Origin of the sequence: Pseudomonas sp. NPDC088414 (assembly GCF_044753325.1) — a bacterium.
In the GTDB taxonomy this organism is placed as follows: domain Bacteria; phylum Pseudomonadota; class Gammaproteobacteria; order Pseudomonadales; family Pseudomonadaceae; genus Aquipseudomonas.
The window spans coordinates 76,621-102,506 of record NZ_JBIVMY010000016.1 but is presented as its reverse complement, the minus strand read 5'-3'; the positions used below and the strand labels follow the sequence as shown (position 1 = coordinate 102,506).

At 57.7% G+C, this 25,886-nt stretch carries 20 protein-coding genes; 10 read left to right on the top strand and 10 right to left on the bottom strand.

Features of this window, described 5'->3' with window-relative positions:
* Positions 1–174: 174 nt before the first annotated feature.
* Complete coding sequence (gene ettA / locus ACIP8I_RS15710) at positions 175–1,839, bottom strand: energy-dependent translational throttle protein EttA (protein ID WP_400762232.1); 1,665 nt, start codon at positions 1,837–1,839, stop codon at positions 175–177.
* A 294-nt stretch (positions 1,840–2,133) separates the two neighbouring features.
* Here ettA and ACIP8I_RS15705 point away from each other — a divergent pair, with 294 nt between their 5' ends.
* The 7 genes from ACIP8I_RS15705 (at position 2,134) to ACIP8I_RS15675 (ending at position 12,073) form a co-directional block, all read left to right on the top strand.
* Positions 2,134–5,982 carry an EAL domain-containing protein gene (locus tag ACIP8I_RS15705; RefSeq protein WP_400762230.1) on the top strand — a complete coding sequence of 1,283 codons (3,849 nt, stop codon included), beginning with the start codon at positions 2,134–2,136 and terminating at the stop codon, positions 5,980–5,982.
* 236 nt (positions 5,983–6,218) lie between these two features.
* Positions 6,219–7,472 (top strand): serine hydroxymethyltransferase, encoded by a 1,254-nt coding sequence (gene glyA / locus ACIP8I_RS15700; RefSeq protein ID WP_007963781.1) that lies wholly within the window; start codon positions 6,219–6,221, stop codon positions 7,470–7,472.
* A gap of 281 nt (positions 7,473–7,753) precedes the next feature.
* The gene (locus tag ACIP8I_RS15695) at positions 7,754–8,326 is read left to right on the top strand and encodes a hypothetical protein (protein ID WP_400762228.1); all 573 of its coding nucleotides are present in this window, start codon (positions 7,754–7,756) and stop codon (positions 8,324–8,326) included.
* A 79-nt stretch (positions 8,327–8,405) separates the two neighbouring features.
* Positions 8,406–8,960 (top strand): hypothetical protein, encoded by a 555-nt coding sequence (locus ACIP8I_RS15690; protein ID WP_400762226.1) that lies wholly within the window; start codon positions 8,406–8,408, stop codon positions 8,958–8,960.
* A gap of 285 nt (positions 8,961–9,245) precedes the next feature.
* The gene (locus ACIP8I_RS15685) at positions 9,246–10,559 is read left to right on the top strand and encodes a C4-dicarboxylate transporter DctA (protein WP_007963773.1); all 1,314 of its coding nucleotides are present in this window, start codon (positions 9,246–9,248) and stop codon (positions 10,557–10,559) included.
* An 84-nt stretch (positions 10,560–10,643) separates the two neighbouring features.
* The gene (locus ACIP8I_RS15680) at positions 10,644–11,348 is read left to right on the top strand and encodes a FadR/GntR family transcriptional regulator (protein WP_400762224.1); all 705 of its coding nucleotides are present in this window, start codon (positions 10,644–10,646) and stop codon (positions 11,346–11,348) included.
* 23 nt (positions 11,349–11,371) lie between these two features.
* Positions 11,372–12,073: a GntR family transcriptional regulator gene (locus ACIP8I_RS15675; protein WP_400762222.1), complete on the top strand. Its 702-nt coding sequence runs from the start codon at positions 11,372–11,374 to the stop codon at positions 12,071–12,073.
* On the opposite strand, the gene lanM is transcribed toward ACIP8I_RS15675, so the two are convergent.
* The 5 genes from lanM to ACIP8I_RS15650 form a co-directional block, all read right to left on the bottom strand.
* The gene (lanM, locus tag ACIP8I_RS15670) at positions 12,000–15,140 is read right to left on the bottom strand and encodes a type 2 lanthipeptide synthetase LanM (RefSeq protein WP_400762220.1); all 3,141 of its coding nucleotides are present in this window, start codon (positions 15,138–15,140) and stop codon (positions 12,000–12,002) included. The genes ACIP8I_RS15675 and lanM overlap by 74 nt on opposite strands.
* Positions 15,141–15,197: 57 nt before the next feature.
* Positions 15,198–15,347 (bottom strand): hypothetical protein, encoded by a 150-nt coding sequence (locus ACIP8I_RS15665; RefSeq protein ID WP_158558385.1) that lies wholly within the window; start codon positions 15,345–15,347, stop codon positions 15,198–15,200.
* Between the two features lie 240 nt (positions 15,348–15,587).
* Complete coding sequence (gene yjiA / locus ACIP8I_RS15660) at positions 15,588–16,559, bottom strand: GTPase (RefSeq protein ID WP_400762218.1); 972 nt, start codon at positions 16,557–16,559, stop codon at positions 15,588–15,590.
* Between the two features lie 151 nt (positions 16,560–16,710).
* Positions 16,711–16,908 carry a YbdD/YjiX family protein gene (locus tag ACIP8I_RS15655; protein WP_003228401.1) on the bottom strand — a complete coding sequence of 66 codons (198 nt, stop codon included), beginning with the start codon at positions 16,906–16,908 and terminating at the stop codon, positions 16,711–16,713.
* Positions 16,909–16,923: 15 nt separating this feature from the next.
* The gene (locus ACIP8I_RS15650; protein ID WP_007963766.1) at positions 16,924–18,990 is read right to left on the bottom strand and encodes a carbon starvation CstA family protein; all 2,067 of its coding nucleotides are present in this window, start codon (positions 18,988–18,990) and stop codon (positions 16,924–16,926) included.
* Positions 18,991–19,149: 159 nt separating this feature from the next.
* Here ACIP8I_RS15650 and ACIP8I_RS15645 point away from each other — a divergent pair, with 159 nt between their 5' ends.
* Entirely contained in the window at positions 19,150–19,518 is a 369-nt protein-coding gene (locus ACIP8I_RS15645; RefSeq protein WP_123588923.1) for a PilZ domain-containing protein, read from the top strand.
* 193 nt (positions 19,519–19,711) lie between these two features.
* Here ACIP8I_RS15645 and radA read toward each other — a convergent pair whose 3' ends face one another.
* Genes radA through katB form a run of 3 tightly spaced genes read right to left on the bottom strand, consistent with a single transcriptional unit; the run spans position 19,712 to position 23,261 of the window.
* Positions 19,712–21,079 (bottom strand): DNA repair protein RadA, encoded by a 1,368-nt coding sequence (gene radA, locus ACIP8I_RS15640; RefSeq protein ID WP_003228407.1) that lies wholly within the window; start codon positions 21,077–21,079, stop codon positions 19,712–19,714.
* A 43-nt stretch (positions 21,080–21,122) separates the two neighbouring features.
* Entirely contained in the window at positions 21,123–21,659 is a 537-nt protein-coding gene (locus ACIP8I_RS15635) for an ankyrin repeat domain-containing protein (protein WP_400762215.1), read from the bottom strand.
* Between the two features lie 60 nt (positions 21,660–21,719).
* Entirely contained in the window at positions 21,720–23,261 is a 1,542-nt protein-coding gene (gene katB, locus ACIP8I_RS15630; protein WP_400762213.1) for a catalase KatB, read from the bottom strand.
* A gap of 286 nt (positions 23,262–23,547) precedes the next feature.
* Here katB and mscL point away from each other — a divergent pair, with 286 nt between their 5' ends.
* Positions 23,548–23,961, top strand: a complete 414-nt coding sequence (gene mscL, locus ACIP8I_RS15625) for a large-conductance mechanosensitive channel protein MscL (RefSeq protein WP_007963760.1) — start codon at positions 23,548–23,550, stop codon at positions 23,959–23,961.
* 41 nt (positions 23,962–24,002) lie between these two features.
* On the opposite strand, the gene ACIP8I_RS15620 is transcribed toward mscL, so the two are convergent.
* Entirely contained in the window at positions 24,003–24,779 is a 777-nt protein-coding gene (locus tag ACIP8I_RS15620; RefSeq protein WP_367085788.1) for a ferredoxin--NADP reductase, read from the bottom strand.
* A 330-nt stretch (positions 24,780–25,109) separates the two neighbouring features.
* Here ACIP8I_RS15620 and ACIP8I_RS15615 point away from each other — a divergent pair, with 330 nt between their 5' ends.
* Positions 25,110–25,838, top strand: a complete 729-nt coding sequence (locus tag ACIP8I_RS15615) for an autoinducer binding domain-containing protein (protein WP_400762210.1) — start codon at positions 25,110–25,112, stop codon at positions 25,836–25,838.
* Positions 25,839–25,886: the final 48 nt, after the last annotated feature.

The window sequence follows — 25,886 nt, the reverse complement described above, 5'->3', positions numbered from 1 at the left end:
TGATGCACCAATAGTTACACCGATATCGCGAGCAGGCTCACTCCTACAGGAGACCGCATTCCAATTGTAGGAGTGAGCCTGCTCGCGATGGCCTCGACTCGGTTGCACCTGAAAAACCCAGGCAAAAAAAACGGAGCCCGAAGGCTCCGCTCTTTTTCATCCAACCAACCCGAATCAGGCCAGCTTCTTGTGGCGTACCCGATGTGGCTGGGCCGCCGCTTCGCCGAGGCGCTTTTTGCGGTCGGCTTCGTACTCGGTGTAGTTGCCTTCGAAGAACACTGCTTGCGAGTCGTCTTCGTACGCCAGGATGTGCGTCGCGACGCGGTCCAGGAACCAGCGATCGTGAGAGATCACAATGGCGGCGCCCGGGAAGTCCAGCAGGGCTTCGTCCAGGGAACGCAGGGTTTCAACGTCGAGGTCGTTGGACGGTTCGTCGAGCAGCAGGACGTTGCCAGCCTCCTTCAGGGTCAGCGCCAGGTGCAGACGACCGCGCTCACCACCGGACAGGTCCTTGACGAACTTCTGCTGGTCGCCGCCCTTGAAGTTGAAGCGACCAACGTAAGTGCGCGACGGGATCTCGTAGTTGCCGATGCGGATCTGATCCGAACCGTCGGAGATCTGCTGGAACACGGTCTTGCTGCCGTCGAGGTCTTCGCGGCTCTGATCCACGCAGGCCAGTTGCACGGTTTCGCCGATTTCGATGCTGCCCGAATCCGGAGTTTCCTTGCCCATCAGCATGCGGAACAGGGTCGACTTACCGGCACCGTTACCACCGATCACGCCGACGATGGCGCCCTTGGGCATGGAGAACGACAGGTTGTCGATCAGTACGCGATCGCCGTAGCCCTTGGTGACGTTCTTGAACTCGATGACCTTGTCGCCCAGACGCGGACCGGCCGGGATGTAGATCTCGTTGGTTTCCGAACGCTTCTGGAATTCCTGCGACTGCATTTCTTCGAAACGCTGCAGACGTGCCTTGGATTTCGACTGGCGGGCCTTGGCGCCTTTGCGCACCCACTCCAGTTCTTCCTTCATGGCTTTTTCGTGAGCCGACTGCTGCTTGGATTCCTGGGCCAGACGATCGGACTTGGCTTCGAGCCAACCCGAGTAGTTGCCCTCGTAAGGAATGCCCGCGCCGCGGTCGAGTTCCAGAATCCAGCCAGCAACGTTATCTAGGAAGTAACGGTCGTGCGTGATCGCAACCACGGTGCCCGGGAAGTCGTGCAGGAAGTGCTCCAGCCACGCCACCGAATCAGCGTCCAGGTGGTTGGTCGGTTCGTCGAGCAGCAGCATGTCCGGTGCGGACAGCAGCAGACGGCACAGGGCCACACGACGTTTTTCACCACCGGACAGGTGTTCAACCTTGGCGTCCCAGGCCGGCAGACGCAGGGCGTCGGCAGCGACTTCCAGTTGGCGCTCCAGGTTGTGACCATCGCTGGCCTGCAGGATCGCTTCGAGCTTGGCCTGCTCGGCAGCCAGCTTGTCGAAGTCGGCGTCCGGATCGGCGTAAGCGGCGTAGACCTCGTCCAGACGCGCTTGTGCATCCTTGATCACGCTGACCGCTTCCTCGACCACTTCACGCACGGTCTTGGTCGGATCAAGTTGTGGCTCTTGCGGCAGATAACCGATGTTCAGGTCCGGCATCGGACGGGCTTCGCCCTCGAACTCGGTGTCGACGCCGGCCATGATTTTCAGCAGCGTGGACTTACCCGAACCGTTGAGGCCGAGTACGCCGATCTTGGCGCCAGGGAAGAACGACAGCGAAATGTTTTTCAGGATTTCCCGCTTCGGCGGAACAACTTTGCCCAGCCGATGCATGGTGAAGACGTATTGAGCCATGGAGAACCTTGGGTCAGTGACAGATGAATGATTGGAGCGCAGGCGATGCCCGGCCAGGCTGATGCGCGTCGTTCACTTGATCACTTGATGGCCATCAAGGCGTGCGCGCTAAAAAAACCTGATTCTAGGAGCTGGAACGCTCCCGCGTAACCGGCAAAGCTACCTGAATGACGGAAGGCAGTCCAGCCGAGTGGGGCTGGCACTTCGCCACAACTCAAGGCATGCTAGCCGCCCTTCGGGCGTCCGGCTTATAGTGCACGTCGCGCCAGTCCAGCCAAACCGCAGGATTACAGCTTGTCCAACGTTACCCCGCCAGCTTCTGTGAGCGCGTCCAATCCGGGGACCGGCTCGCCCCTGCGCGGAACTTTGAAGGGTGCGTTGGCGACGCTGGTACTTTTGCTGCTGGCATTGCTGTTCTGGCAACTGCTCGATCAATTGCGCGAGACCCAGAAAAACCAGCGTCAGTACACTATCGACTACACCGCCGACCTCGCCTCGCAGGTCAGCCTGAACATGTCGCTGAATGCGCAAATCGCCCTCAACCTGCTACCGATCGTCGAACAACCGCAGTCGTCCGACGAACAGCAGGCGCTGCTGCGCAAGCTCCAGCAATCGCTGCCCGATCTGCGCAGCCTGGCCCTGCTCAGCCCGTCCGGGAAAATCCTCAACGACAGCGCCAGCGACAGCCACGACGTCGATTACCTCGCTGAACTGGTGCGCCGCAGCCGCGCCCAGGCGCATTACTTCAGCAATGCCGATGACGGCTCGGTGGTGCACCTGTTATTGCATCAGGCCAGCGGCAGCACGCGCGGCTACTGGGTATTGCGCCTGACCCCGACCTTCTTCGACTCGCTGACCAAGCTGGGCGAAACCGGCATCCGCCCGTTGTGGCTGGTGGAAAACCGTCTCAACCATCAAATCATCAGCCGCGACGAAGCGCTGTCTTCTGCAAGGCCCGGGGTGCTAAGCCCTGACGACATGGCCAACACCGTGCTGACCGTGCCGCTGAGCAGCAGCGACTGGCAATTGCGCGGGCTGTTCGACCGTCAGCGGGTGCTCGAAGAACTGCTGCCAGCGTTCATCGGCAAATGCCTGCTGGGCCTGGCGTTCTCGATGTTGCCGGTGATCGCGCTGCTCAACATGCGTCGCCGCCAACGTCAGTTGCACGAAGGCCGCCGGCGTTATCAGGACATTTTCGAAGGCACCGGCGTGGCGTTGTGCGTGCTGGATTTGTCCGGCCTCAAGCAGGTGTTCGACAAGGCACAGATCCAGACCAGCGACCAGCTCAAGGCCTGGCTCGACCAACCGGCCCAGCGCCAGCAACTGCTGCAGGAACTGCGCGTCACCGAGGTCAATCAGGTGGCGCTGCAACTGCTCAACGTCAATTCCTGCGAGCACGCCTGGCAGTTGTTGATCGACGGACATCCACACCATCAATGCGCCATCGGCAACCAGGTGCTCGACGCCGTTCTGCAGCAGCAAAAGCAGCTGGAACTGGAAATCAGACTGCCGGATATCAACGGCCGCGATCAGCACCTGTGGATGGTCCTGCGCCTGCCCGAGGAACAGCACGACTATAAAGCGGTGATTCTGAGCATCAACGACATCACCAGCCGCAAGCTGATCGAACTGTCGTTGCTGGAGCGCGAAGGTTTCTGGTCGGACGTGGTGCGCACCGTGCCGGATCATCTGTATGTGCAGGACGTGATCAGCCAGCGGATGATTTTCAGCAACCACCACCTCGGCCAGACCCTCGGTTACAACCGCTCCGAGCTGCACCAGATGGGCGAGTACTTCTGGGAAATCCTCCTGCACCCGGAGGACGCCGACTACTACCATCGCTCGCGGCAGATGCAGCGGCACGCCGGTTACAGCCAGTTGTTGCAGTGCCAATTGCGCTTCCGCCATCGCGACGGCAAGTGGCGGCGCTTCGACATTCGTGAGCAGGCGCTGGCCCGCGACAAGCATGATCAGGTCACGCGAATCATTGGTGTGGCCAAGGACATCACCGAGCAGATCGAGGCCAGTGAATCGTTGCGCGACAGCGAGCAGCGCTACCGGATGCTCGCCGAAAGCATCAGCGACGTGATTTTCTCCACCGACAGCAAGCTGTCGTTGAACTACGTCAGCCCGTCGGTGCAGGCGGTGCTGGGTTACGACGCCGAGTGGATCTTCCAGAACGGCTGGCAATCGACCATTGCCAACCCGCAACAGCTATCCGGCATTTACACCTTGATGGATCGGGTGAGCAAAGCGCTCGACAAGCCTGAGCAACTCGCGCAACTGCGAAGCCAGGTGCAGACGCAGATGTTCCTGTTCGACTGCCTGCGCGCCGACGGCCGCAAGATCCCGATCGAACTGCGGCTGGTGCTGGTGTGGGACGAACACGGCGCGTTCGAAGGCGTGCTCGGCGTCGGCCGCGACATCAGCCAGCAGCGCCGCGCCGAAAAAGATCTGCGCATGGCCGCCACAGTATTCGAGCACTCGACTTCGGCGATCCTGATCACCGACCCGGCCGGTTACATCGTGCAAGCCAACGAGGCGTTCAGCCGTGTCAGCGGTTATGCCGTGTCCGAGGTGCTCGACCAGTTGCCGAACATGCTTACCGTCGACGAACAACAGGACGCGCACCTGCGCTACGTGCTCAAGCAATTGCACCAACACAGCACCTGGGAAGGCGAAGTCTGGCTCAAGCGCCGCAACGGCGAGCATTACCCGGCGTGGGTCGGCATCACTGCGGTGCTCGACGATGAAGGCGACCTCGCCAGTTACGTGTGTTTTTTCAGCGACATCAGTGAGCGCAAGGCCAGCGAACAACGCATCCACCGCCTCGCCTACTACGACGCCCTGACCCACCTGCCGAACCGCACACTGTTCCAGGATCGCCTGCACACCGCGCTGCAATCGGCCGAACGGCAGAAGTCGTGGGTGGTGCTGATGTTCCTCGACCTCGACCGCTTCAAGCCGATCAACGACTCCCTCGGCCACGCTGCCGGCGACCGCATGTTGAAAGACATGGCCACGCGGTTGCTGGCCTGCGTCGACGATGACGACACCGTGGCGCGCATGGGCGGCGACGAATTCACCTTGCTTCTGCAACACCGCTCCAGCCGCGAAATGGCGCTGAACCGGGCGATTCATGTGGCCGAGCAGATTCTCGCCAGTCTGGTGCGACCGTTCGTGCTGGAAGGTCGCGAGTTCTTTGTCACCGCCAGTATCGGCATCGCCCTGAGTCCGCAGGATGGCAACGAACTCAGCCAGTTGATGAAGAACGCCGACACCGCGATGTACCACGCCAAGGAGCGCGGCAAGAACAACTTCCAGTTCTATCAGGCCGACATGAACGCCAGTGCATTGGAACGTCTGGAGCTGGAAAGCGACCTGCGCCATGCGCTGGAGCAGAACGAATTCGTGCTGTATTACCAGCCGCAATTCAGCGGCGACGGCAAACGCCTGACTGGCGCCGAGGCACTGCTACGCTGGCGTCATCCGCGTCGTGGACTGGTGCCGCCGGGGGATTTCATTCCGGTGCTGGAAGAGCTGGGTCTGGTGGTCGACGTCGGCGACTGGGTCATCAGCGAAGCCTGCCGTCAGCTCAAGACCTGGCACCAGAATCGGGTGCGCGTGCCGAAAGTCTCGGTGAACATTTCGGCGCGGCAGTTCTCCGACGGCCAGCTCGGTACGCGTATCGCCACCATTCTGCGGGAAACCGGTCTGCCGCCGGCGTGCCTGGAGCTGGAACTGACCGAAAGTATCCTGATGCGCGAAGTCAGCGAGGCGATGCAGATCCTCGCCGGGCTGAAAAACCTTGGCCTGAGCATCGCGGTCGACGACTTCGGCACCGGTTATTCGTCGCTGAACTACCTCAAGCAATTCCCGATCGACGTGCTGAAGATCGACCGCACCTTCGTCGACGGACTGCCGTCAGGCGAACAGGATGCGCAGATCGCTCGCGCAATCATCGCCATGGCCCACAGCCTCAATCTGGCGGTGATCGCCGAAGGCGTGGAAACCCATGAGCAACTGGACTTCCTGCGCGAGCATGGTTGCGACGAGGTTCAGGGGTATCTGTTCGGGCGACCGATGCCGGCGAGCCGGTTTGAAGCGCAGTTCAGTAACGACGCCCTGTTCATGTTCGACTGAAGAAAAGATCGCAGCCTCCGGCAGCTCCTACAGGGATTGATGTCGATCACAATCTTCGCAATCAGCCCCGATTACTGTAGGAGCTGCCGAAGGCTGCGATCTTTTCAGGCCGGCAAAAGCACCGCACATCTGGCATGAACGCCACTTGTCTGCGACATGATGTCGTTTCATATGCCATCCAAAACCCATTGGGTTAGAATGCCCCCCTTTTCTGCCCCCGATCCTTGAGGACCGCCATGTTCAGCCGTGATTTGACTATTGCCAAGTACGACGCCGATCTCTTTGCCGCCATGGAGCAAGAAGCTCAGCGCCAGGAAGAGCACATTGAGCTGATCGCTTCGGAAAACTACACCAGCCCTGCGGTGATGGAAGCTCAAGGCTCGGTACTGACCAACAAATACGCCGAAGGCTACCCGGGCAAGCGCTACTACGGTGGTTGCGAGTACGTCGACGTGGTTGAGCAACTGGCCATCGACCGTGCCAAGGAGCTGTTCGGCGCCGATTACGCCAACGTTCAGCCGCACGCCGGCTCCCAAGCCAACGCCGCTGTCTACCTGGCCCTGCTGCAAGGTGGCGACACCATCCTGGGCATGAGCCTGGCCCACGGTGGTCACCTGACCCACGGCGCCAGCGTTTCCTCCTCCGGCAAGCTGTACAACGCGGTGCAGTACGGCATCGACGCCAACGGCCTGATCGACTACGACGAAGTCGAGCGTCTGGCGGTTGAGCACAAGCCGAAAATGATCGTGGCCGGTTTCTCTGCCTACTCGCAGATTCTCGACTTCCCGCGCTTCCGCGCCATCGCTGACAAAGTCGGCGCCTACCTGTTCGTCGACATGGCGCACGTGGCCGGTCTGGTCGCCGCTGGCGTCTACCCGAACCCAGTGCCTTTCGCTGACGTGGTCACCACCACCACGCACAAGACCCTGCGCGGTCCACGTGGCGGTCTGATCCTGGCGCGCGCCAACGCCGAGATCGAGAAGAAGCTGAACTCCGCGGTATTCCCGGGCGCCCAGGGTGGCCCGCTGGAGCATGTGATCGCCGCTAAAGCGATCTGCTTCAAGGAAGCGCTGCAGCCTGAGTTCAAGGCTTACCAGGAACAAGTGGTGAAGAACGCCCAGGCCATGGCCGAAGTGTTCATCGAGCGCGGTTTCGACGTGGTGTCCGGCGGTACCAAGAACCACCTGTTCCTGCTGTCGCTGATCAAGCAGGACATCTCCGGTAAAGACGCCGACGCTGCTCTGGGCAAAGCGTTCATCACCGTGAACAAAAACTCGGTACCAAACGATCCACGCTCGCCGTTCGTCACTTCCGGCCTGCGCTTCGGTACTCCGGCTGTGACCACTCGCGGCTTCAAGCAAGCCGAGTGCAAAGAGCTGGCCGGCTGGATCTGCGACATCCTGGCTGACCTGAACAACGAAGCGGTGATCGACGCCGTTCGTGAGAAAGTCAAAGCCATCTGCAAGAAACTGCCGGTGTACGGCGCTTGATGTGACGTTAAATCCGCAGCATGAAAAACCGGCCAGAGATGGCCGGTTTTTTTTCGCTTGAATAAATATCGCAACCCTTGTCTGGATAACACAATTAAAAAGCCTGAAACAATAAGCGCCGACAAAAACAGACTCATGCCACAACTTAGCTGGTACTGTTGCTGCCACACAACACAACAAAAAGCTCCACCCAAACCAAATACCAGAATGAAGAACCCATAATTAAATCGGTTAAAAACACACTCTAAAAAGTTGACCACAAGGAATTCAAGGATGAGTTCATGATTACCGACAGGCAGAATTCTTTTATTGCGACACTGGAACTTGACAATCAACACGTCGATTTTCTTGGCCAACTGAATGGCACTCCGGCTCTGCGCAACGACAGAACATTTTCAGGCGGTTTCTTTACCGGCGCGCCAACAGTCCGGGACGATTCACATCTGCTGGGATGTCGTCCCGCTCAAGAGATTGCGTTGCATGCACCCTTGACGGTTTATTTTCGCTGCACGGACGATTACTACCATCTCTATATCCGCTCACACCCGACTTACACCGGGCACTGCATCAGCAAGAGTGCCCAAAAGGTACTGGGTGCCTATCTGCCGGACGACGGTGACACGACATCCTTCAACCTGATGAGCCTTGAAAACCGGATGGTTACCCTGCAAGAAATGAAGGGCGGCATTCAGCGTGTTCGACTCAAGGCTCGTAATTCGAAGGCCATCGGCATTATCCGCCGCAAGGGCGCGCCTTATCTCTATCTGTCTGAACTCGATGGAGAGGGTGTGGTTTTCAAGTTACGCATCATCGAACGCAACGCATCGTTCCTGAGTAATCCGGACGAGATCTGACCGCTCACGGGAACACTCCATCACGTTATGGCTTATTGGCCATTCAGCGTTAACTCCCAATACTTGACAAGGCAACATCATGAGTACAAACCAGGAAAAATCCTTTACGGCGACATTGAGCACTCGGTTTGGTTATCCACACTTTCCGAGACTGACCTATGGTAGAAAAGTGACCACTCCTCGCCCCGACTACGAGTTCTTCAGCTTCTCCCACCATATTGATGTTTCCAACTATCTGTTTTTGAAGCCGGATGTTGCACCTGATGCACTGACGTTTTACTTCCGGTGTATCGATGACTATTACACGATGTATATATTTACCCCTGGCACTTATCACTACATGACCGTCAGCAAAGAGGAGGAGGATTTCCTGAATGCCTATAGCCCTGACGACGGTGACCAGACGACTTTCAATCTTCTGGATGCCAAAGGCAAAATCATCACGCTGGATGAAATCGACAGCAACACCCCCACCGTCAGAATCCAGACCCGAAGCGGCCGCTTGTTGCAGGCAGGTCTGAGCCGCAACAAGTACGACCCGAAGGTTGGCACCTTTGTGCGGACCCTTGCGTCTCGCAGCGCCGCCGTCCTGGAGTTCAAAATGAACATCCTGCAACGCAATGTTCCGTACTGACCGCATTGTCACCGGGGCATGCGGCGCGCTAGCGCTAATCACCCGCTACAACCCCAGGCGCCCGGCAAGATAGCCGGGCGTCGTCACGTTCAAACCACTTCATCGCATGACGGATCACCACTGGTCAGACCGGTCATGCCAAATACATGATTTTCACTTGTCATCCCGAAAAAACCGAGCGTAGACTGCACCCGCACTGGACATACCGGTAAGACCACAATAATTAAGTCCTGAATCTGATGTGCTCCGCACACGGCAGCCAGGACACCGACCAGGATTCCTCCCATGCTCAGATGGTGCTCGCGTTCAATCTTCCTCCAAGTGGTTCTCGGACTGGTGCTCGGCATCGTCTGCGGGCTGACCCTTCCCGAATATTCCGCTCAGCTGAAACCGCTGGGCGACGGCTTCATCAAACTGATCAAGATGCTCATCGGCCTGATCGTGTTCTGCGTGGTGGTCAGCGGTATCAGCGGCGCGGGCGACCTGAAGAAGGTCGGACGCATTGGCCTCAAGTCGGTAATCTACTTTGAAGTGCTCACCACCATCGCGCTGGTGATCGGCCTGGTATTCGCCTTCAGCACCGGAATCGGCAGCGGCGCGAATATCCATCTGGAGCAGCTGTCCGCCGCCGACATGGGCGACATCGCCGAACGCGGCCAGCACATGCACACCACCACTCAGTTCCTGATGGACCTGATTCCGACCTCGGTGCTCGGTGCTTTCGCCGACAACAACATTCTGCAAGTGCTGCTGTTCTCGGTGCTGTTCGGCAGCGCGCTGAACCTGGTGGGCGAAGCGGCTTCCGGGATCTCGCGGCTGATCAACGAGCTGAGCCATGTGATCTTCCGGATTATGGGCATGATCGTGCGCCTGGCGCCGATCGGCGTGTTCGGCGCCATCGCCTTCACCACCAGCAAATACGGCCTTGATTCGCTGCAACATCTGGGCAGTCTGGTCGGCCTGTTCTACCTGACCTGCATGGCGTTCGTCAGCGTGATCCTCGGCGTGGTAATGCGCGCCTCGGGCCTGCGCCTATGGCCGCTGCTCAAGTACCTGCGTGAAGAACTGCTGATTGTCATGGGCACCGCGTCTTCCGATGCCGTGCTGCCGCAGATCATGCGCAAACTCGAACACCTGGGCATTGGCAGCTCGACGGTCGGGCTGGTGATTCCCACCGGTTACTCGTTCAACCTCGACGGCTTTTCAATCTACCTGACCCTGGCCATCGTGTTCATCGCCAACGCCACCGGCACACCGCTGGCGATGACCGACTTGCTGACGATTCTGCTGGTGTCGCTGATCACCTCCAAGGGTGCCCATGGTATTCCCGGTTCAGCACTGGTGATTCTCGCGGCGACGCTGACGGCGATCCCGGCGATTCCGGTAGTGGGTCTGGTGCTGGTACTGGCAGTGGACTGGTTCATGGGCATCGGTCGGGCGCTGACCAACCTGATCGGCAACTGCGTCGCTACCGTGGCCATCGCCCGTTGGGAAAAGGACATCGACGTACAACGCGCAAACAAAGTACTCAGCGGTCAGCAGGGCTACACCTTTCAACCGCGTAAAACCGGAACTCCGGCGCACCAGCAAGAGTTCTGATTTTCAACCCCGCAGGAGCTGCCGCAGGCTGCGATCTTTTGATCTTCGCTTGCCGGCTCCTTACGGGCACATGGAGCAAGACAAGTGATCACCACATCAACCGTCGTCAACTCAGTCGTAGAAAAACTGCGCGCCGCCCTCGCCCGCGGTCAGTGGCGCTCCGGCGACATGCTGCCGGGCCAGCGCGAACTGGCCGAACAACTGGGCATCAGCCGCCCGAGCCTGCGCGAAGCAGTGATCGTCCTGGAAACCCTTGGCCTGGTGCGCTCGATGCCGGGCAAAGGCGTGGTGGTGCTCGACGCACAGCTCAGTGACAGCCAGAGCCACGACAGCGCGGTGGCCGGTGCCAGCCTCGAAGACGTGCTGCAACTGCGCTACACCCTTGAGCCGTTCATCGTCGGTCTGGTGGCGCAGTCGATCAGCAGCAAGGAAGTCGGCCAATTGCGCCTGACGTTGATGGACATGCGCGAAGCCCTTGAGGCAGGCGACAGTGAAGCCGGGGTCAGCGCCTACATCGCCTTCCACGAGGAGCTGTTCACTCTGACTTCGAACCCGATTTTCCAGAGCGTGGTGCAGCAAACGAGCAATGCCCTCAAGCAAAGCGCCGAAGTGCTGCGCAATTCGCCTGAGCACCTGGCCGAACGCCTGGAAGAAAACGAAGCGGTGGTGCGCGCAATCCGCAGCAAGAACAGCGCCCAGGCCAGCGCCGAAATGCGTCGGCACATTTTGCGCGAAGGCCAACGCATGGGCGTTGAATTGAACATTCCGGATGACAACCTCAGCCGTTGATGCACTCGAACTGGAGACCGGCCATGAACAGCTTCGCTTCACTGCAATATGATCGCGAGCCCCCTGCCGCCCAGCCGTTTGCCCGGAAACTTCGCCACGAAGCACCGGAGGACGACCCCTACCCGCAGGTATTTGAAGCAATCCTGGATCAGCGCCTCACCGCGGCCAGTCGCTTCACAGAAGAAAGTCTGGCGCAGATGTTCGGTGCGAGCCGCAGCCAGATACGTCGGACGCTGACCCAGCTGTCCCATGAGCAGGTCGTCATCCTGCGCACGCATCAGCGCCCGAAAATTGCCATGGCGGCCCCCGAACACACCCGCCAGATCCTCCACGCACGGCGCCTGACCGAAATCATGCTGATTGAGCTTACCTGCCAGCAGCCGCAATCTGCCGGACTTGAAGCACTGCGCGAACTGATTGAAAAACAGCGTCGACTCCGCGCCCTTGACCAACACGGAGCCGCCATTCGGCTATCCGGCGAGTTCCACCTGCAACTGGCCAAACTGGCAGGCAATGCTCCCCTGGCGCACTTTCTTGGCAGCCTGGTGCCCATGACGTCTCTGGCGCTGGCCCAATGTCGACAGCAGACCAATAGGGACACGACGGTGCAAACACACATCGCCATTGTCGATGCAGTGGAGCGCAATGACGTCAATGCCGCGGTTCGTCTGATGAATCGACATCTGAGCGATCTTGAACAGCAACTGCTGGGTCTGGCGCCGTGAAGAACGTCAGTGCCAGCGCATCGGGCAACGACGAATCAATCGCACTCAACAATGCCTGACCGACGCCGGCGATGCCCAACATCATCCCCAGCACAGGCACATTGTCTTGCGAAATCAGATCTTCATTGAAAAAGTTGTCGGCGGTCTCGGAAAATGCCTGCAAGGTTCTCGCGATACCCTGATGATTTTCAGTGCGGCGGTACAGTGACAACAGACACATCAGATTGCCGAAATCACCGTGACACTGGCTGTAACCGGAGCCCAGGCCATGGCTCCAGAGGTTGATTTCACATCGGCGGATATCGCGCTCGAGCGTCTCCAGGTGTTCGGCCTCCATCACGTCTTTGAGCGAATGCCTGAGCTGCAGCCTGGCGATCAGAATTCCGGCATCGCCGTGGCACCATTTGCTCATGTGGGCGGGTTGCGACGGTTCACGTAAATCCAGCCAGAACCCATGATTCATCTGACGATTTTCGTCCTCCAGAAGGTCCTTCATCAGCGCAATCAACGTCGCGTCAGCTGTGACTTCATAGACTTTGGAGAGCGCATGGATTATTCCCGAAATCCCATGGGAGAATCCGGTCAGCAACGGGGTGGAACAGGCCTTGCGCACAAATCGCCCACCGTCAATTGCCAGTTCCGCCCGGATGGCGGTCGAGAGCCTTTCGATCAAGGGAATCAAGCGCTTTTGCGGCTGAAGCAGATAAAGATTCGCCAGTAGCGTGACGGTCCCGCACCAACCGTTAAGGAAATCGAAGGCATCCCCCGGCTGTGGATAATCATCAAGCCTGTGCATTAACTCATCGATCGTCGCACGGTGGATATCCCGCCCCGTCACTCGCTCATGATTGATCAGCACATAGAGGTGCGACGCCAGGCCAAAATAGGCACTGACGGCCATGTCACTGTCAAAATGCTCGCGGGTCCTGGCCATGGAATCGACGATTTGATCAGCCTTGGCCAAGTGCTCTGCGCAGCCACTGACGCGGTACAGGCTCATATAAAAAACCGCGAGCCCGCCCATGCCGCCGTAGAGACTGTTGGTCATGGGTGACAGGTATTTACGCCGGGTTGTCGGGTGCTCGTTCAGGAAACCCCACGCCACGTCCCCTTCGGCGCCTTCAATACGAAACCGCTCTATGACCGCGGCGACCTTGAGAGCGCCCTCCAGATATTGCGCCGGCTGCAGGCTCGGTACGCCTTTGGCGATATGTCGCCGGTGCATCGGCATCGCCCCACTTCCCGAAGGGAACAGGCACTCCTTCAGAATAAAGGTCTGGAACGTCCTGTCTGCAGGGCACAACGCGCTCAGTTTTCGTCGGCAGCTTTCCAGGGGACTTTCGATGTCGAGCGCGGCCACAAAGGTCCCGTGAGAATCGTGTATCCAGTTCGAGGCGATAGGCATGGTGAAACTTGGAATGTTGCCAATCTGCAAATCCCCCAACTCGTAGGCGGCCAGATTTTTTGCAATGAGCGATGCATTCGACTCCGACCACAGGGTCGCCAGCAACAGTTGCCTCTGGAGCATGCATTGCGTGAAGCGTGGGTGCAGTGTCAGTTCAAGAAAGTCTATATAACGCTGGGTATTTTTGAGCAACACGCGTGTTTTCAACTGGGGAGCGTGGTGCCGGATACAGTCAAGCACTGCTGCCTGATGTTTCATTACCTCATCGTAGGCACATTCAAAGCCCTTCAGAAAAGCCTCCTGAAAAAGCTCTACCGAATACGTGACCTCGTTGAAAATCGGCAAATGTTTGATAATCGGGGTTTTGCTGACCTGTATGCGTTTCAGATGGTACAAGCCTTGCTCGCGGACCAGTTGCCTGGCCGTCGTGCTGAATTGTTTTTGAGATGTCAGGCCACTGAAATCGTTGTCCGAATTCGGCGAATAGGGAACAAAACCACTGCTAAAGACTGAGAGGCTATTGAGCTTGAGGGTTTTGAACAAAGCGCCATTGCCGGGAAGATTATCTTGCAGATCGATCATGGAGGCAGTGAATAGACACTCGAGATCGATCAAGACGGGACTGCTCCCGCACGCCATGATGTTTTCGTAATGAAAGTCGATGCCGTTCAAAGCGTGAACAAGGGCTACCTGCGCACCTGCGCGCCTGTAGAACAGAGCCAGATCCGCCTTGCTCTCGCAGGCGCGATTATCGATGTACTCAATCCAGCTATGATCTTTCATACATACCAACAGCGGGGCACGAGCGGAAAAGCCTTCATCAGCGCTTTTTTCGTACAGCAGCGCCAGCAGCGAGCTATAGAGCAGCGCTTCTCTATTCGCTCGTGGTTTGTAAACCAGCGCTTGGCTCCCGATCCGTACTGCGCAAACCGTTTCACCATTGGCGTGGGGATCTCCCATTCCAAGTTCGATCGAGTCGATTCGCCGGCCAGACAAACCAAACAAGCTGGCGAGCATGCACACATCGTCAGCAAAGTGAGAAATGATGTTATAGAGATAACTTGCGATACCTTCCAACTGCTTGAACAGCAAGTCGGCAACCACCGGATAGTCCAAAAGGAACTGGCCTGATCCACCCGCGCTTAAATATTGCTCGAACGATTCCAGATCGGAATCAATGCCCTCGAACAATCGAGTATTAAGGAAGTGTACCAGGGATTTTTCAGAGAGGCGTTTAACACAGGCCAGCGCATAATGCCTGACACCTGATATCAATGTTCCCGGATTACACCACTCATGAATCAGCTTGTATCTACTGTCGTTTTGAAACGCATATTCAAAGTAACTAAACATGCAATCATAAAAGCCTGAAAATGGTTCGTCCCCTGCTTTGCATATCCAGTCTTTTTCAGACATGGACATAATCAGTCGAACTTTCGCCTCAAGCCTCTGGAGAGACGCACATGGCTTTTCCAGCACAGGTTGTCTGGCGTTATTTTCAAACCATTCAATCAGGCCGTTTTTGCCCATACCGAAATAGCGCTGCAGGGCATGATCGTCTTTATGCAACATCTCCAGAGTACTACGCAGATTGTCAATATCGACGCCACCTCCAGAACCCGATGATTTGCGCTCTTGAAACGTCAGAATGTCAGCTAGCATTTTCTCCACCTTGAGCAGTATGGCGGATTATCCATCCGCCATATGTTACAGAAGGCCTTAACAGCCGAACGTGCAACCCAGGCTCTCGCAGGTGATAGCAGTCGTTGCCATTACTTCAACACCGGCCATCTTGTTGACGCCTGCCTTTACATAAGCTTCAAAATCGCCGGCGAAATCACCAGACATTTCCAGAACTTTATCTTTCATATAATTTTCCTTTTATTAAATTGATATATGCCCTTGAATGGCACATTTCAAAATTAACACAGGAGCATAAAATTCCTACTTGAAAAAAACAACCGAATGTGTCCAGCACTAATGAAAACCATGCATAAACTTACATTATCAATATTCTGTAACTTTTAAAAAGTCACACTACAGAGTCCCACCAAATTCAACACTCGCTGCAAAAAACAACGAGCATCGTTCGCCATGAAACTCAAACTTTCAATTGATAGCCAGCCGGGCAAACCCAGTCCGAATCTTCTCTTCCGGCAAATCATCGGCAATAAACACAATCACACTCTCCCGCGCCTCACCCTCAGCCCACTCGGTGTCCCAGTCGAAACCATAGAGTTTCAATACGCCCTGAAACACCAGACGCCGATCCTCACCAGCAATGTTCAACACGCCCTTGTAGCGCAACAACTGCTTGCCATGTTCTTCCAGTAGCTCATTCATGAACTCGCTGAGCTGATCGATATCCAGCGGCTGGTCTGTGCGCAGCACCAGGCTGGAGATACGGTCGATGGAGGGCGCTTTGCTCACCGGGCGCAGGCTCACCCCGCCACCGAGGTCGGCGTTGAGATTGAAGCCGCGCACATCGAGCAGCTCAGCCAGATCGATGTTGCCGTGCTCGACCACGCGGATCGGCGCGCGCCGGTTGATTCGCGTCAGGCGTTCGCTCAGTGCGTTGAACGTAGTCTCATCCACCAGATCGGTCTTGCTCACCAGCAGGCGATCGGCGAAACCGATCTGCGCCTGGGCGATGGTCTGGGTCAGGTGCAGGTCGGCGTGGGCGGCATCGACCAGGGTGATGATGCCGTCGAGCAGATAACGCTCGCGCAATTCTTCATCGATGAAAAAGGTCTGCGCCACCGGAGCCGGATCGGCCAGCCCGGTGCACTCGATCACCAGCCGGTCGAAGGCGATTTCGCCGCTGTCCAGGCGTTCGAGCAGCAGGTACAGCGCCTTGGTCAGATCGGTGTGAATGGTGCAGCAGACGCAGCCGTTGGCCAGGGTCATGACTTGCACCGGTTCGTCGCCGAGCAACTGGGTGTCGATGCCGGCGTCGCTGAACTCGTTTTCGATCACGGCGATCTTCAGGCCGTGCTCGGCTTTAAGCAGATGGCGCAGCAAGGTGGTCTTGCCGGCACCGAGGAAACCGCTGAGTACCGTTACGGGTATGGGAGAAGACAAAACACGATCTCCTGAAACAAACACAAAACAAATGTGGGAGCGAGCTTGCTCGCGAAGGGGTCGTGCCAGTCGACATCATTGCTCGATGACACACCGCTTTCGCGAGCAAGCTCGCTCCCACAGGGGATGACCTCAACCTTGTGCTGTCAGCTCAACAGCACTTCGGCCCACCCTTGCCACCGTAACGCGCTTCCTGACGTTCGCGGAAGAACATCTCGTAGCTCATCACCGGTTTGTCCGGGTGTTTGGTTTGCATATGCTCGACGTAGGTGTCGTAGTCGGGCATGCCGACCATCAGGCGCGCGGCCTGACCGAGGTATTTACCGAGGCGACTCAGGTCATTGAACATGGTGCAATCCTCTGGTTACGCGTCCGGCAGGGCCTGGAATGGCGATTCTTTATCCGTACGCTCTTTTTTGCCCCAGGCGGCGATGCCGACCTTGAGCGCATAGAACAGGATGCTGAAGACCACGAACAGGAACAGCGCGGTGAGCGTTGCGTTGGTGTAGGCGTTGAAGATCACGTGCTGCATCTGTTCGATGCTCTTAGCCGGGGCAATCACCTGGCCGGCGGCCAGCGCATCGCTGTACTTCTTGGCCAGCGACAGGAAGCCGATCGCCGGGTTGGCGTCGAACAGCTTGATGAAGCCTGCAGTGGTGGTGCAAATCAACAGCCAGGCGGCTGGCAGCAGGGTGACCCAGATGTAGCGCTGGCGCTTCATCTTGATCAGGACCACGGTGCCGAGCATCAGCGCGATACCGGCGAGCATCTGGTTGGAGATACCGAACAGCGGCCACAGGGTGTTGATACCGCCCAGTGGATCGATCACGCCCTGATACAGCAACCAGCCCCACATCGCCACACAACCGGCGGTGGCAATCAGGTTGGCGGTCCACGATTCAGTGCGCTTGAGCGCCGGAACGAAGGAGCCGAGCAGGTCCTGCAGCATGAAGCGCCCGGCACGGGTGCCGGCGTCCACAGCAGTCAGAATGAACAGCGCTTCGAACAGGATCGCGAAGTGGTACCAGAACGCCATGGTGTTTTCACCCGGCAGGACACTGTGCAGGATCTGCGCGATACCGACCGCCAGGGTCGGCGCACCGCCGGCACGGGCCAGAATGGTGGTTTCGCCGATGTCATGCGCCACGGCTTGCAGCGCCTCCGGCGTGATCGCAAAGCCCCAGCTGCTGACCATTTGCGCCACCGATGCGACGTCACCGCCGACCACGGCAGCCGGGCTGTTCATGGCGAAGTACACGCCCGGCTCGATCACCGAAGCGGCAACCATCGCCATGATCGCCACGAACGATTCCATCAGCATGCCGCCGTAACCGATGTAACGCGCATTGGTTTCGTTATCCAGCAGCTTCGGCGTGGTGCCCGAAGAGATCAGCGCATGGAAACCCGATACCGCACCGCAAGCGATGGTGATGAACAGGAACGGGAACAGACCGCCCTTCCACACCGGCCCGGTACCGTCGACGAACTGGGTCAGCGCCGGCATTTTCAGCTCGGGCATGGTCACCAGAATCCCGATCGCCAGAGCGATGATGGTGCCGATCTTGAGGAAGGTAGAGAGGTAGTCGCGTGGCGCGAGGATCAGCCACACCGGCAGCACGGCGGCAACGAAGCCATAACCGATCAGCATCCAGGTGATTTGCACGCCGGTGAAGCTGAAGGCCTTGGCCCACACCGGATCAGCGGCAATCTGCCCACCGAGCCAGATCGAACCGAGCAGCAGCAACACGCCGATCACGGAGATCTCGCCGATGCGGCCCGGACGGATGTAGCGCATGTAGATGCCCATGAACATCGCGATCGGGATGGTCGCCATCACGGTGAAGATGCCCCATGGACTCTCCGCGAGTGCCTTGACCACGATCAGCGCCAGCACCGCAAGGATGATGATCATGATCAGGAAGCAGCCGAACAGCGCGATCGTGCCGGGGATACGGCCCATTTCTTCACGGACCATGTCGCCCAGGGAACGGCCGTTGCGCCGGGTCGACATGAACAGAACCATGAAGTCCTGCACCGCGCCCGCCAGCACCACACCGGCAATCAGCCACAGCGTGCCGGGCAGGTAACCCATCTGCGCCGCCAATACCGGGCCGACCAGCGGACCTGCGCCGGCAATTGCCGCGAAGTGGTGACCGAAAAGAATGTGTTTGTTGGTCGGAACGTAGTCCAGACCGTCGTTGTTGAGCACGGCGGGGGTGGCCCGACGTGGATCCAGTTGCATCACATTGTTGGCGATGAACAGACTGTAGTAACGGTACGCAACCAGATAAATGGCCACTGCTGCGACCACGATCCACAAGGCGTTGATCGCCTCTCCTCGGCGCAATGCCACTACGCCCAGGGCGCACGCTCCTACGATTGCCAGCACTAGCCAGGGTAAGTGGCGTAGCAGGCTATTATTATTTTTCATTTTATTATTCCAGCCAGGGTGGACAAGAAAGACAGCCACCTCGAGTTTAGCGCTACTGGCGGTAAAGACCATACCCCGACATAGGTCTAGACGGCTTGTTGATTGGCAGCCACCCAATGGTCGGGTCTATAGTCAGCGAACTCTCCCGAGGATTGCGCCATGAGCGAGCACCCAGCCAACCGTCGTCGCTTCAAACGTATTGCGTTCGATGCCAGAACCGAGCTGAGTCAGGGCCAATACATCTGGCCAGTGAAGCTGATCGATCTGTCGCTCAAGGGGTTGCTGATCGAAATGCCAGAGCCGTGGTTGGGCGATGCAGCGCAAGACTTTTTCGTCAGGATCCATTTGAGTCCGGACGTCGAAATCGAAATGGATGTGCATCTGGCTCATGAAGAAAACGGCCAGTTGGGCTTCGTCTGCCGGCATATAAGCCTGGAATCGATCCAGCGCTTGCGACGGTTGATCGAGCTGAATCTGGCGGATGAGGCCGAACTGGAGCGCGAACTCGGCGCACTGATCGAAATCTAAAATAATGCTGCTCAGGTACGGGTGACGCTGCCACTGTGGCGAGGGAGCTTGCTCCCGCTGGGTCGCGAAGCGGCCCCTGCTCTTCACTAAAAAAAGCAAGGGACTGCTGCGCAGTCCAGCGGGAGCAAGCTCCCTCGCCACAGATTATTTTTGCCGAATGGGCAGTATTTGCGGCTGGAGAGAGCGTAAGCAGTCACTCGAAGAGTGCGTCGAGCGCTTGTTCCAGCCGCGTCACAGCTATGATCTGCAACCCTGCCGGCGCTTCTTTCGGCGCATTACCCTTGGGCACGATCGCGCGTTTGAAGCCATGCTTGGCCGCTTCCTTCAGACGCTCCTGCCCACTCGGCACCGGGCGCACCTCGCCGGACAAACCGACTTCGCCAAACACCAGCAGATCATGCGGCAACGGCCGGTTGCGCAGGCTCGACATCACCGCCGCCATCAGCGCCAGGTCAGAAGCGGTTTCCAGCACTTTCACCCCGCCGACCACGTTGAGGAACACATCCTGATCGTGGGTCGGAATGCCGCCGTGGCGGTGCAGCACCGCCAGCAACATCGCCAGACGATTCTGATCCAAGCCCAGCGTCACCCGGCGCGGATTCGCCAGATGGCTGTCATCGACCAGCGCCTGCACTTCCACCAGCATCGGCCGGGTGCCTTCCCAAGTCGCCATCACCACACTGCCCGGGACTTCTTCCTGGGCACGGGTAAGAAAAATCGCCGAAGGGTTGGAGACTTCTTTCAGGCCCTTGTCGGTCATGCCGAACACGCCGAGTTCGTTGACCGCACCGAAACGGTTCTTCACCGCCCGCAGCAAGCGCAGACGCCCATCGGACTCGCCTTCGAAATACAGCACGGTATCGACCATGTGCTCCAGCACCCTGGGGCCGGCGAGCGCGCCTTCCTTGGTGACGTGACCGACGAGGAAAATCGCCGTGCCGCTCTGCTTGGCATAACGCACCAGCAGCGCCGCACTCTCACGTACCTGCGAGACGCCACCCGGCGCTGATTGCAGCTGTTCGGTGAAAATGGTCTGGATCGAGTCGATCACCATCACCTTGGGTTTTTCCTGACGGGCGGTGGCGATGATGGTTTCGATGCAGGTTTCGGTCATCACCCGCAGTTGATCCTGGGGCAGACCCAGGCGCCGGGCGCGCATCGCCACTTGTTGCTGGGATTCTTCGCCGGTGACGTACAGCGCCGGCATGCTCTTGGCGAGGTTGCACAGGGTCTGCAACAGAATCGTCGACTTGCCGATGCCCGGGTCGCCACCGATCAGCACCACCGAGCCGTCGACCAGACCGCCGCCCAAAACCCGGTCCAGTTCACCGGACGCGGTGGAGAAGCGCGGAATCTCCTCGATGCTGACTTCGGCCAGGGTCTTGATCTGCGCCTGCTGCCCGGCCCAGCCGGTACGTCCGGTGGGCGCCGTGGCCCCGCCGCTTTCGATCATGGTTTCGGTCAGGGTGTTCCAGGCGCCGCACTCGCCGCACTGGCCCGCCCACTTGGGAAAGGTTGCGCCGCACTCGGTGCAGCCGTACATGCGCTTGGCCTTGGCCATCTGGATCCCCCGGCAAAAACCGCGATGATAACGCAGCCACCGCTCAGCGCGGCGCGGCGGTGTGGATTTCGCCGTTGGCCAGACGCGCGGCGCTGTTGCCCAGCCGATCCTCGGCATTGAGGTCGGCGCCCTTGGCCTTGAGCGCATCGAGCAGTTCGACGCGCTTGAACAACCCGGCGTACATCGCCGCAGTCTGACCCGCGCCGTTGCGTTGATCGGGGCTGCAATCGGTGGCCATCAACCGTCGGGCGATCTGAATCTCGCCTTTGAAAATCGCGCCCATCAACGCCGTGTTACCACGCTGGTCCTGCGCGCAGGCATCAGCGCCCGCCGCCAGTAACCGGTCAACTGCCGCGCCCTGGCCGTGATACGCCGCCAGAATCAAAGCGGTGTAGCCCTTGCTGTCGCGGGTATCGAGGGAATAACCGGACTCGATAAAGGTCTCGAGCATCGGCACATCGCCACGTCGTGCGGCATCGAAATAGTAATCCTGCAACTGCGCCTTGATCGCCTCGGGGTTCTGTTCGGCCAGCGCTGTAAATGACAGGAAACCGAGCAGCAATAACAGACAAAATCGCATCAGCCTTCTCCTTGAGCAGAACGGGGCCTGAGTCAGGCCCCGCGTGGCAGGGCATCGAGATCAGTCGACCAGTTTCGCTGCCAGCGCCTTGACCCGGCCAAGGTCACCCTTGGCCACTTTGGTTACGCCAGTGCCGTATTCCGGATCGGCCTTATAAAGGAAGGACAGAATGATGTGCTTGCTCTCGTCATCGGTGGTCGCCAGCGAGCCGCCGAAACTGGCGATCAGGTCCTGACGTTCCTGCTGGCTGAACGAGCGATACAGATCACCGGCCTGTTTGAAGTTCTGCTCACGCTGAATCTTCGCCTGCTGGGTGCTGCCCGACAGTGCCAGTTGGCTGTAACGCGCGCTTTGCGGCTCTTCACGCGGTTGCAGGCGGCTTGGCTGATAGTTCACGCCAGACTGCGTGGCTGCGAAGTTCATCGCACCGTCCTGATTGCCATTGTTGACGGCAACTTTTGGCGCGTTGATCGGCAACTGCAGGGCATTGGCTCCCAGACGATACATTTGCGTATCGGCATAAGAAAACACTCGGCCTTGCAACAGACGATCTTCTGAAGGTTCGATACCCGGCACAACATTGGCCGGAGCCATCGCCACTTGTTCGGTTTCCTGGAACACGTTGGCTGGATTACGGTTCAACACCATTTGTCCAACTTTTCGCTCAGGAACATTCGGCCAGATCTTGGTAGCGTCCAATGGATCGAAATCAAACTTGGACAAATCTTGCGGATTCAGCACCTGGATGTACAAGTCCCATTTCGGGAAATCACCCTTGTTGATATGGCTGATCAGATCATTAGTCATATGACTGTAATCCTTGCCCTGAACTTTCTCGACTTGCTCAGGTGTCAGGTTCTTGATGCCCTGCAAACTTTTCCAGTGAAACTTCACATAGTGCACTTCGCCTTTGGCGTTAACCAACTTGTAGGCATGCACGCCATTGCCGTCCATCTCCCGATAACTGGCTGGAGTACCCGAATTGGAATACAGCTCGGTCAGCGTGCGAGTAGCTTCCGGCACATGGGAGAAGAAGTCGAAACGACGCGAGTCATCGTCAAGGTTGGTACGTGGATCGGGCTTGAAGGCGTGGACCATGTCCGGAAACTTGATCGCATCGCGGATGAAAAAGGTCGGGAAGTTGTTGCCCACCAGGTCCCAGTTGCCATCGGCGGTGTAGAACTTGGTGGCAAAACCCCGTGGATCACGCAAGGTTTCCGGTGAGTGGTTACCGTGCACCACTGCGGAGAAGCGCACAAACACTGGCGTCACCTGCCCAGCCGCGAACACTTTGGCCTTGCTCAGGTCGCTGAGATCGTTGGTCACCGTGAAGGTGCCATGGGCACCGGTACCGCGGGCATGCACCACGCGCTCAGGAATGCGCTCACGGTCGAAACGCTGGAGCTTCTGGATCAGTTGCACATCCTGCAGCAGCACCGGGCCGGTGGCGCCGGCGGTCTGCGAATTCTGATTATCGCCGACCGCCGCGCCGTTATCCCGGGTCAGGGGCGCGGCGTGCACGGAGAAGGTCAGCAAGCTGGCGGTAAGCACGCCGAGCGTACGGCGATGGGGAAAAGCCCCCAGTCCAAGAGTGGAATTCATATCAGGTTCCTCTGGTTTTTTTGGGCGCATCCAGGTGCGCCAACCAGAGGCTAGAGGGCTACGCCGGTGAACATAAATAGAAAGTTCACAACCCGACGATTGAAAAAAATGGCTTTGCGATCAGCGATTTACGGCGTATTTCGCGCGCGATTAGTGGCACTTTGCAAACTAATCGTCGATTCATGTGTCGATAAAAACGGGCATTGTAAGAAGGTGTTTCGCGCAGGACGCGTTTTGCTGATTTACACTGCGTACACCAAACTCATCTGTAACAAGGAAATAACCTATGGGCGTGCTAAGTGAGTTCAAGGCCTTCGCGGTCAAAGGCAATGTGGTCGACATGGCCGTCGGTATCATCATCGGTGCCGCCTTCGGCAAAATCGTTTCGTCGTTTGTCGGCGACGTGATCATGCCGCCAATCGGCCTGCTGATCGGAGGGGTGGACTTCAGTGATCTGGCCATTACGCTAAAAGCCGCCGAGGGCAACGCCCCTGCCGTGGTATTGGCTTACGGTAAATTCATCCAGAGCATTCTGGACTTCGTGATCGTCGCCTTCGCGATTTTCATGGGTGTCAAAGCCATCAACCGTCTGAAACGCGAAGAAGCCGTAGCCCCTTCCCTGCCACCAGTTCCGACCAAGGAAGAAGAGTTGCTTGGTGAGATCCGCGATCTGCTCAAAGCCCAGAACAACCGGCCTTGACTGCTTTATGAATAAAAACGGCGCCTGATGGCGCCGTTTTTTTACCAGTAGTTTTCCACCGCCACCTGCCCCGGTCGCCGCGTCAGGCTCAGGCTCATGTGGCGTTGTTTCAGCAGTGCCCGGGTGTCATCGATCATCTGCGGATTGCCGCACAGCATGACGCGCGAGTGCTCGGGGGTCAGTTCAACGCCGGCTTCACGTTCCAGCTCGCCGTTTTCAATCAGCGTGGTGATGCGACCGTGCAAGGCGCCCGGCAATTGTTCGCGGGTAACCGTGGGGATAAACCGCAGCTTATGGGCATGTTCAGCCAGGTAATCACGCCTGGACAGTTCTGCAATCAACGGCTGATAGGCCAGTTCCCGCGCTTCGCGCACGCTGTACACCAGAATGATCCGCTCGAATCGCTCCCACACTTCGAAGTCCTGCAGAATCGACAGGAACGGCGCAACACCGGTCCCGGTGGATAACAGCCACAGGTCCCGACCGTCGACAAACCGATCCAGCGTCAGGTAACCAAACGCCTGGCGCTCCACCAGCAGGGTATCGCCGACCTGCAGCCGGCTCAGTTCACCGGTGAATTCGCCACCCGGAACCACGATGGAGAAGAACTCTAGAAACTCGTCATGAGGCGAAGAGACCATCGAGTAGGCACGCCACACCGTACTGCCATCAGCCTTGGTCACCCCCAGGCGGGCGAATTGTCCTGCGCGAAACCTGAAACCCGCATCGCGTGTGGTACGCAGGGTAAACAGGCTGGGGGTCAAGGGCTGCACGTCGAGCAGGGTCTGGGCGGTAAACTTCTCTGCGCTGACAGTCATGGGGCACTCCACTGAAAAGTCCCTTACAGTCTCGCGCAAACCCAGAGCATAAAACACCACTGATTTTGTAATGACTTCCTATTCACGGAGCCCAGCTCAATGAGAAGTAGACCCATATACAGTTAATACAACACTATCCATAAGCACATTGAATGACAGGCTACATACAATGAGTTATTGATGAGTCATAACTTTTCCAGCAACTAACCGCCCCCTATAAGAGCAAAAAAATTCAACGCCTCTTGTAGGACCTGTCCTACACTCCGTTGCGTGCAGGATCCGATTGGATCCAAGCAAGCACCCCCGAAAACAACTCATGGAGAGTTTGTGATGGAAATGTGGAAGGAGTCGCAATTAAAGCAACTGACTTTCGCAAGAGAAATAGAGACCGCTTATCCGATCCTGCTGCGATTCGCTCAAAATATTGGGTTCAATTTTTGTGCTATCTCATTAACATCAATGAATCGGAACGCTGACTTCAAAGCCTTGCAAATCAATAACTATCCGATGGAGTGGAATCAACTTTATGAAAAACAGTGCTACAGCAAAATCGATCCGGTAATAGCACACTGCAATCACTCGATGCTGCCGATTGTCTGGACCGAGGACGTGTTCTCGCAGACCCTGCCGCTATGGGGTGCCCAACAGAAACATGGGTTGCGCCACGGCTGGTCGCAGTCGTTTCACCATGAAGCCAGCGGCCTGTGCAGCACGCTCAGCCTTGTCAGAAAAAATGGCCCACTGAGCCCGCTGGAGTTGTACGAGCATTTTGGCTACATGTTTTACGCAACCAGCCATCTGAGCGATCTGTTCGCCAGAACCTTGCCCAGAGCACCGAAAAAGCCGCAGCACCCGCACCTCTCACCACGTGAACTGGAAGTGTTGAAGCTCTCGGCGCTCGGCAAAACGGCCTATGAAATCGCCAGAATCCTCTGCCTGAGCGAACGGACCGTGAATTACCACGTGCAAAACGTGATTATCAAACTGAACGTCTGTAACAAGATTTCGGCGGTCATCGCTGCCAGCCGCTGTGGCCTTCTCGATGCCCCGATCGCCTAAAGCCACGAGTAATTCAACAGAAAAAAACGTACCATTTGCGACCTTCCT

Bases quoted from the DNA above. Each gene is read 5' to 3' on its own strand.
- ACIP8I_RS15650 (WP_007963766.1), bottom strand. From the start codon at position 18,990: ATGAAAAATAATAATAGCCTGCTACGCCACTTACCCTGGCTAGTGCTG.
- ettA (WP_400762232.1), bottom strand. From the start codon at position 1,839: ATGGCTCAATACGTCTTCACCATGCATCGGCTGGGCAAAGTTGTTCCG.
- ACIP8I_RS15645 (WP_123588923.1), top strand. From the start codon at position 19,150: ATGAGCGAGCACCCAGCCAACCGTCGTCGCTTCAAACGTATTGCGTTC.
- katB (WP_400762213.1), bottom strand. From the start codon at position 23,261: ATGAATTCCACTCTTGGACTGGGGGCTTTTCCCCATCGCCGTACGCTC.
- lanM (WP_400762220.1), bottom strand. From the start codon at position 15,140: ATGCTAGCTGACATTCTGACGTTTCAAGAGCGCAAATCATCGGGTTCT.
- ACIP8I_RS15685 (WP_007963773.1), top strand. From the start codon at position 9,246: ATGCTCAGATGGTGCTCGCGTTCAATCTTCCTCCAAGTGGTTCTCGGA.
- radA (WP_003228407.1), bottom strand. From the start codon at position 21,079: ATGGCCAAGGCCAAGCGCATGTACGGCTGCACCGAGTGCGGCGCAACC.
- ACIP8I_RS15635 (WP_400762215.1), bottom strand. From the start codon at position 21,659: ATGCGATTTTGTCTGTTATTGCTGCTCGGTTTCCTGTCATTTACAGCG.
- ACIP8I_RS15690 (WP_400762226.1), top strand. From the start codon at position 8,406: ATGAGTACAAACCAGGAAAAATCCTTTACGGCGACATTGAGCACTCGG.
- glyA (WP_007963781.1), top strand. From the start codon at position 6,219: ATGTTCAGCCGTGATTTGACTATTGCCAAGTACGACGCCGATCTCTTT.
- ACIP8I_RS15675 (WP_400762222.1), top strand. From the start codon at position 11,372: ATGAACAGCTTCGCTTCACTGCAATATGATCGCGAGCCCCCTGCCGCC.
- ACIP8I_RS15620 (WP_367085788.1), bottom strand. From the start codon at position 24,779: ATGACTGTCAGCGCAGAGAAGTTTACCGCCCAGACCCTGCTCGACGTG.
- ACIP8I_RS15665 (WP_158558385.1), bottom strand. From the start codon at position 15,347: ATGAAAGATAAAGTTCTGGAAATGTCTGGTGATTTCGCCGGCGATTTT.
- ACIP8I_RS15615 (WP_400762210.1), top strand. From the start codon at position 25,110: ATGGAAATGTGGAAGGAGTCGCAATTAAAGCAACTGACTTTCGCAAGA.
- ACIP8I_RS15655 (WP_003228401.1), bottom strand. From the start codon at position 16,908: ATGTTCAATGACCTGAGTCGCCTCGGTAAATACCTCGGTCAGGCCGCG.
- mscL (WP_007963760.1), top strand. From the start codon at position 23,548: ATGGGCGTGCTAAGTGAGTTCAAGGCCTTCGCGGTCAAAGGCAATGTG.
- ACIP8I_RS15695 (WP_400762228.1), top strand. From the start codon at position 7,754: ATGATTACCGACAGGCAGAATTCTTTTATTGCGACACTGGAACTTGAC.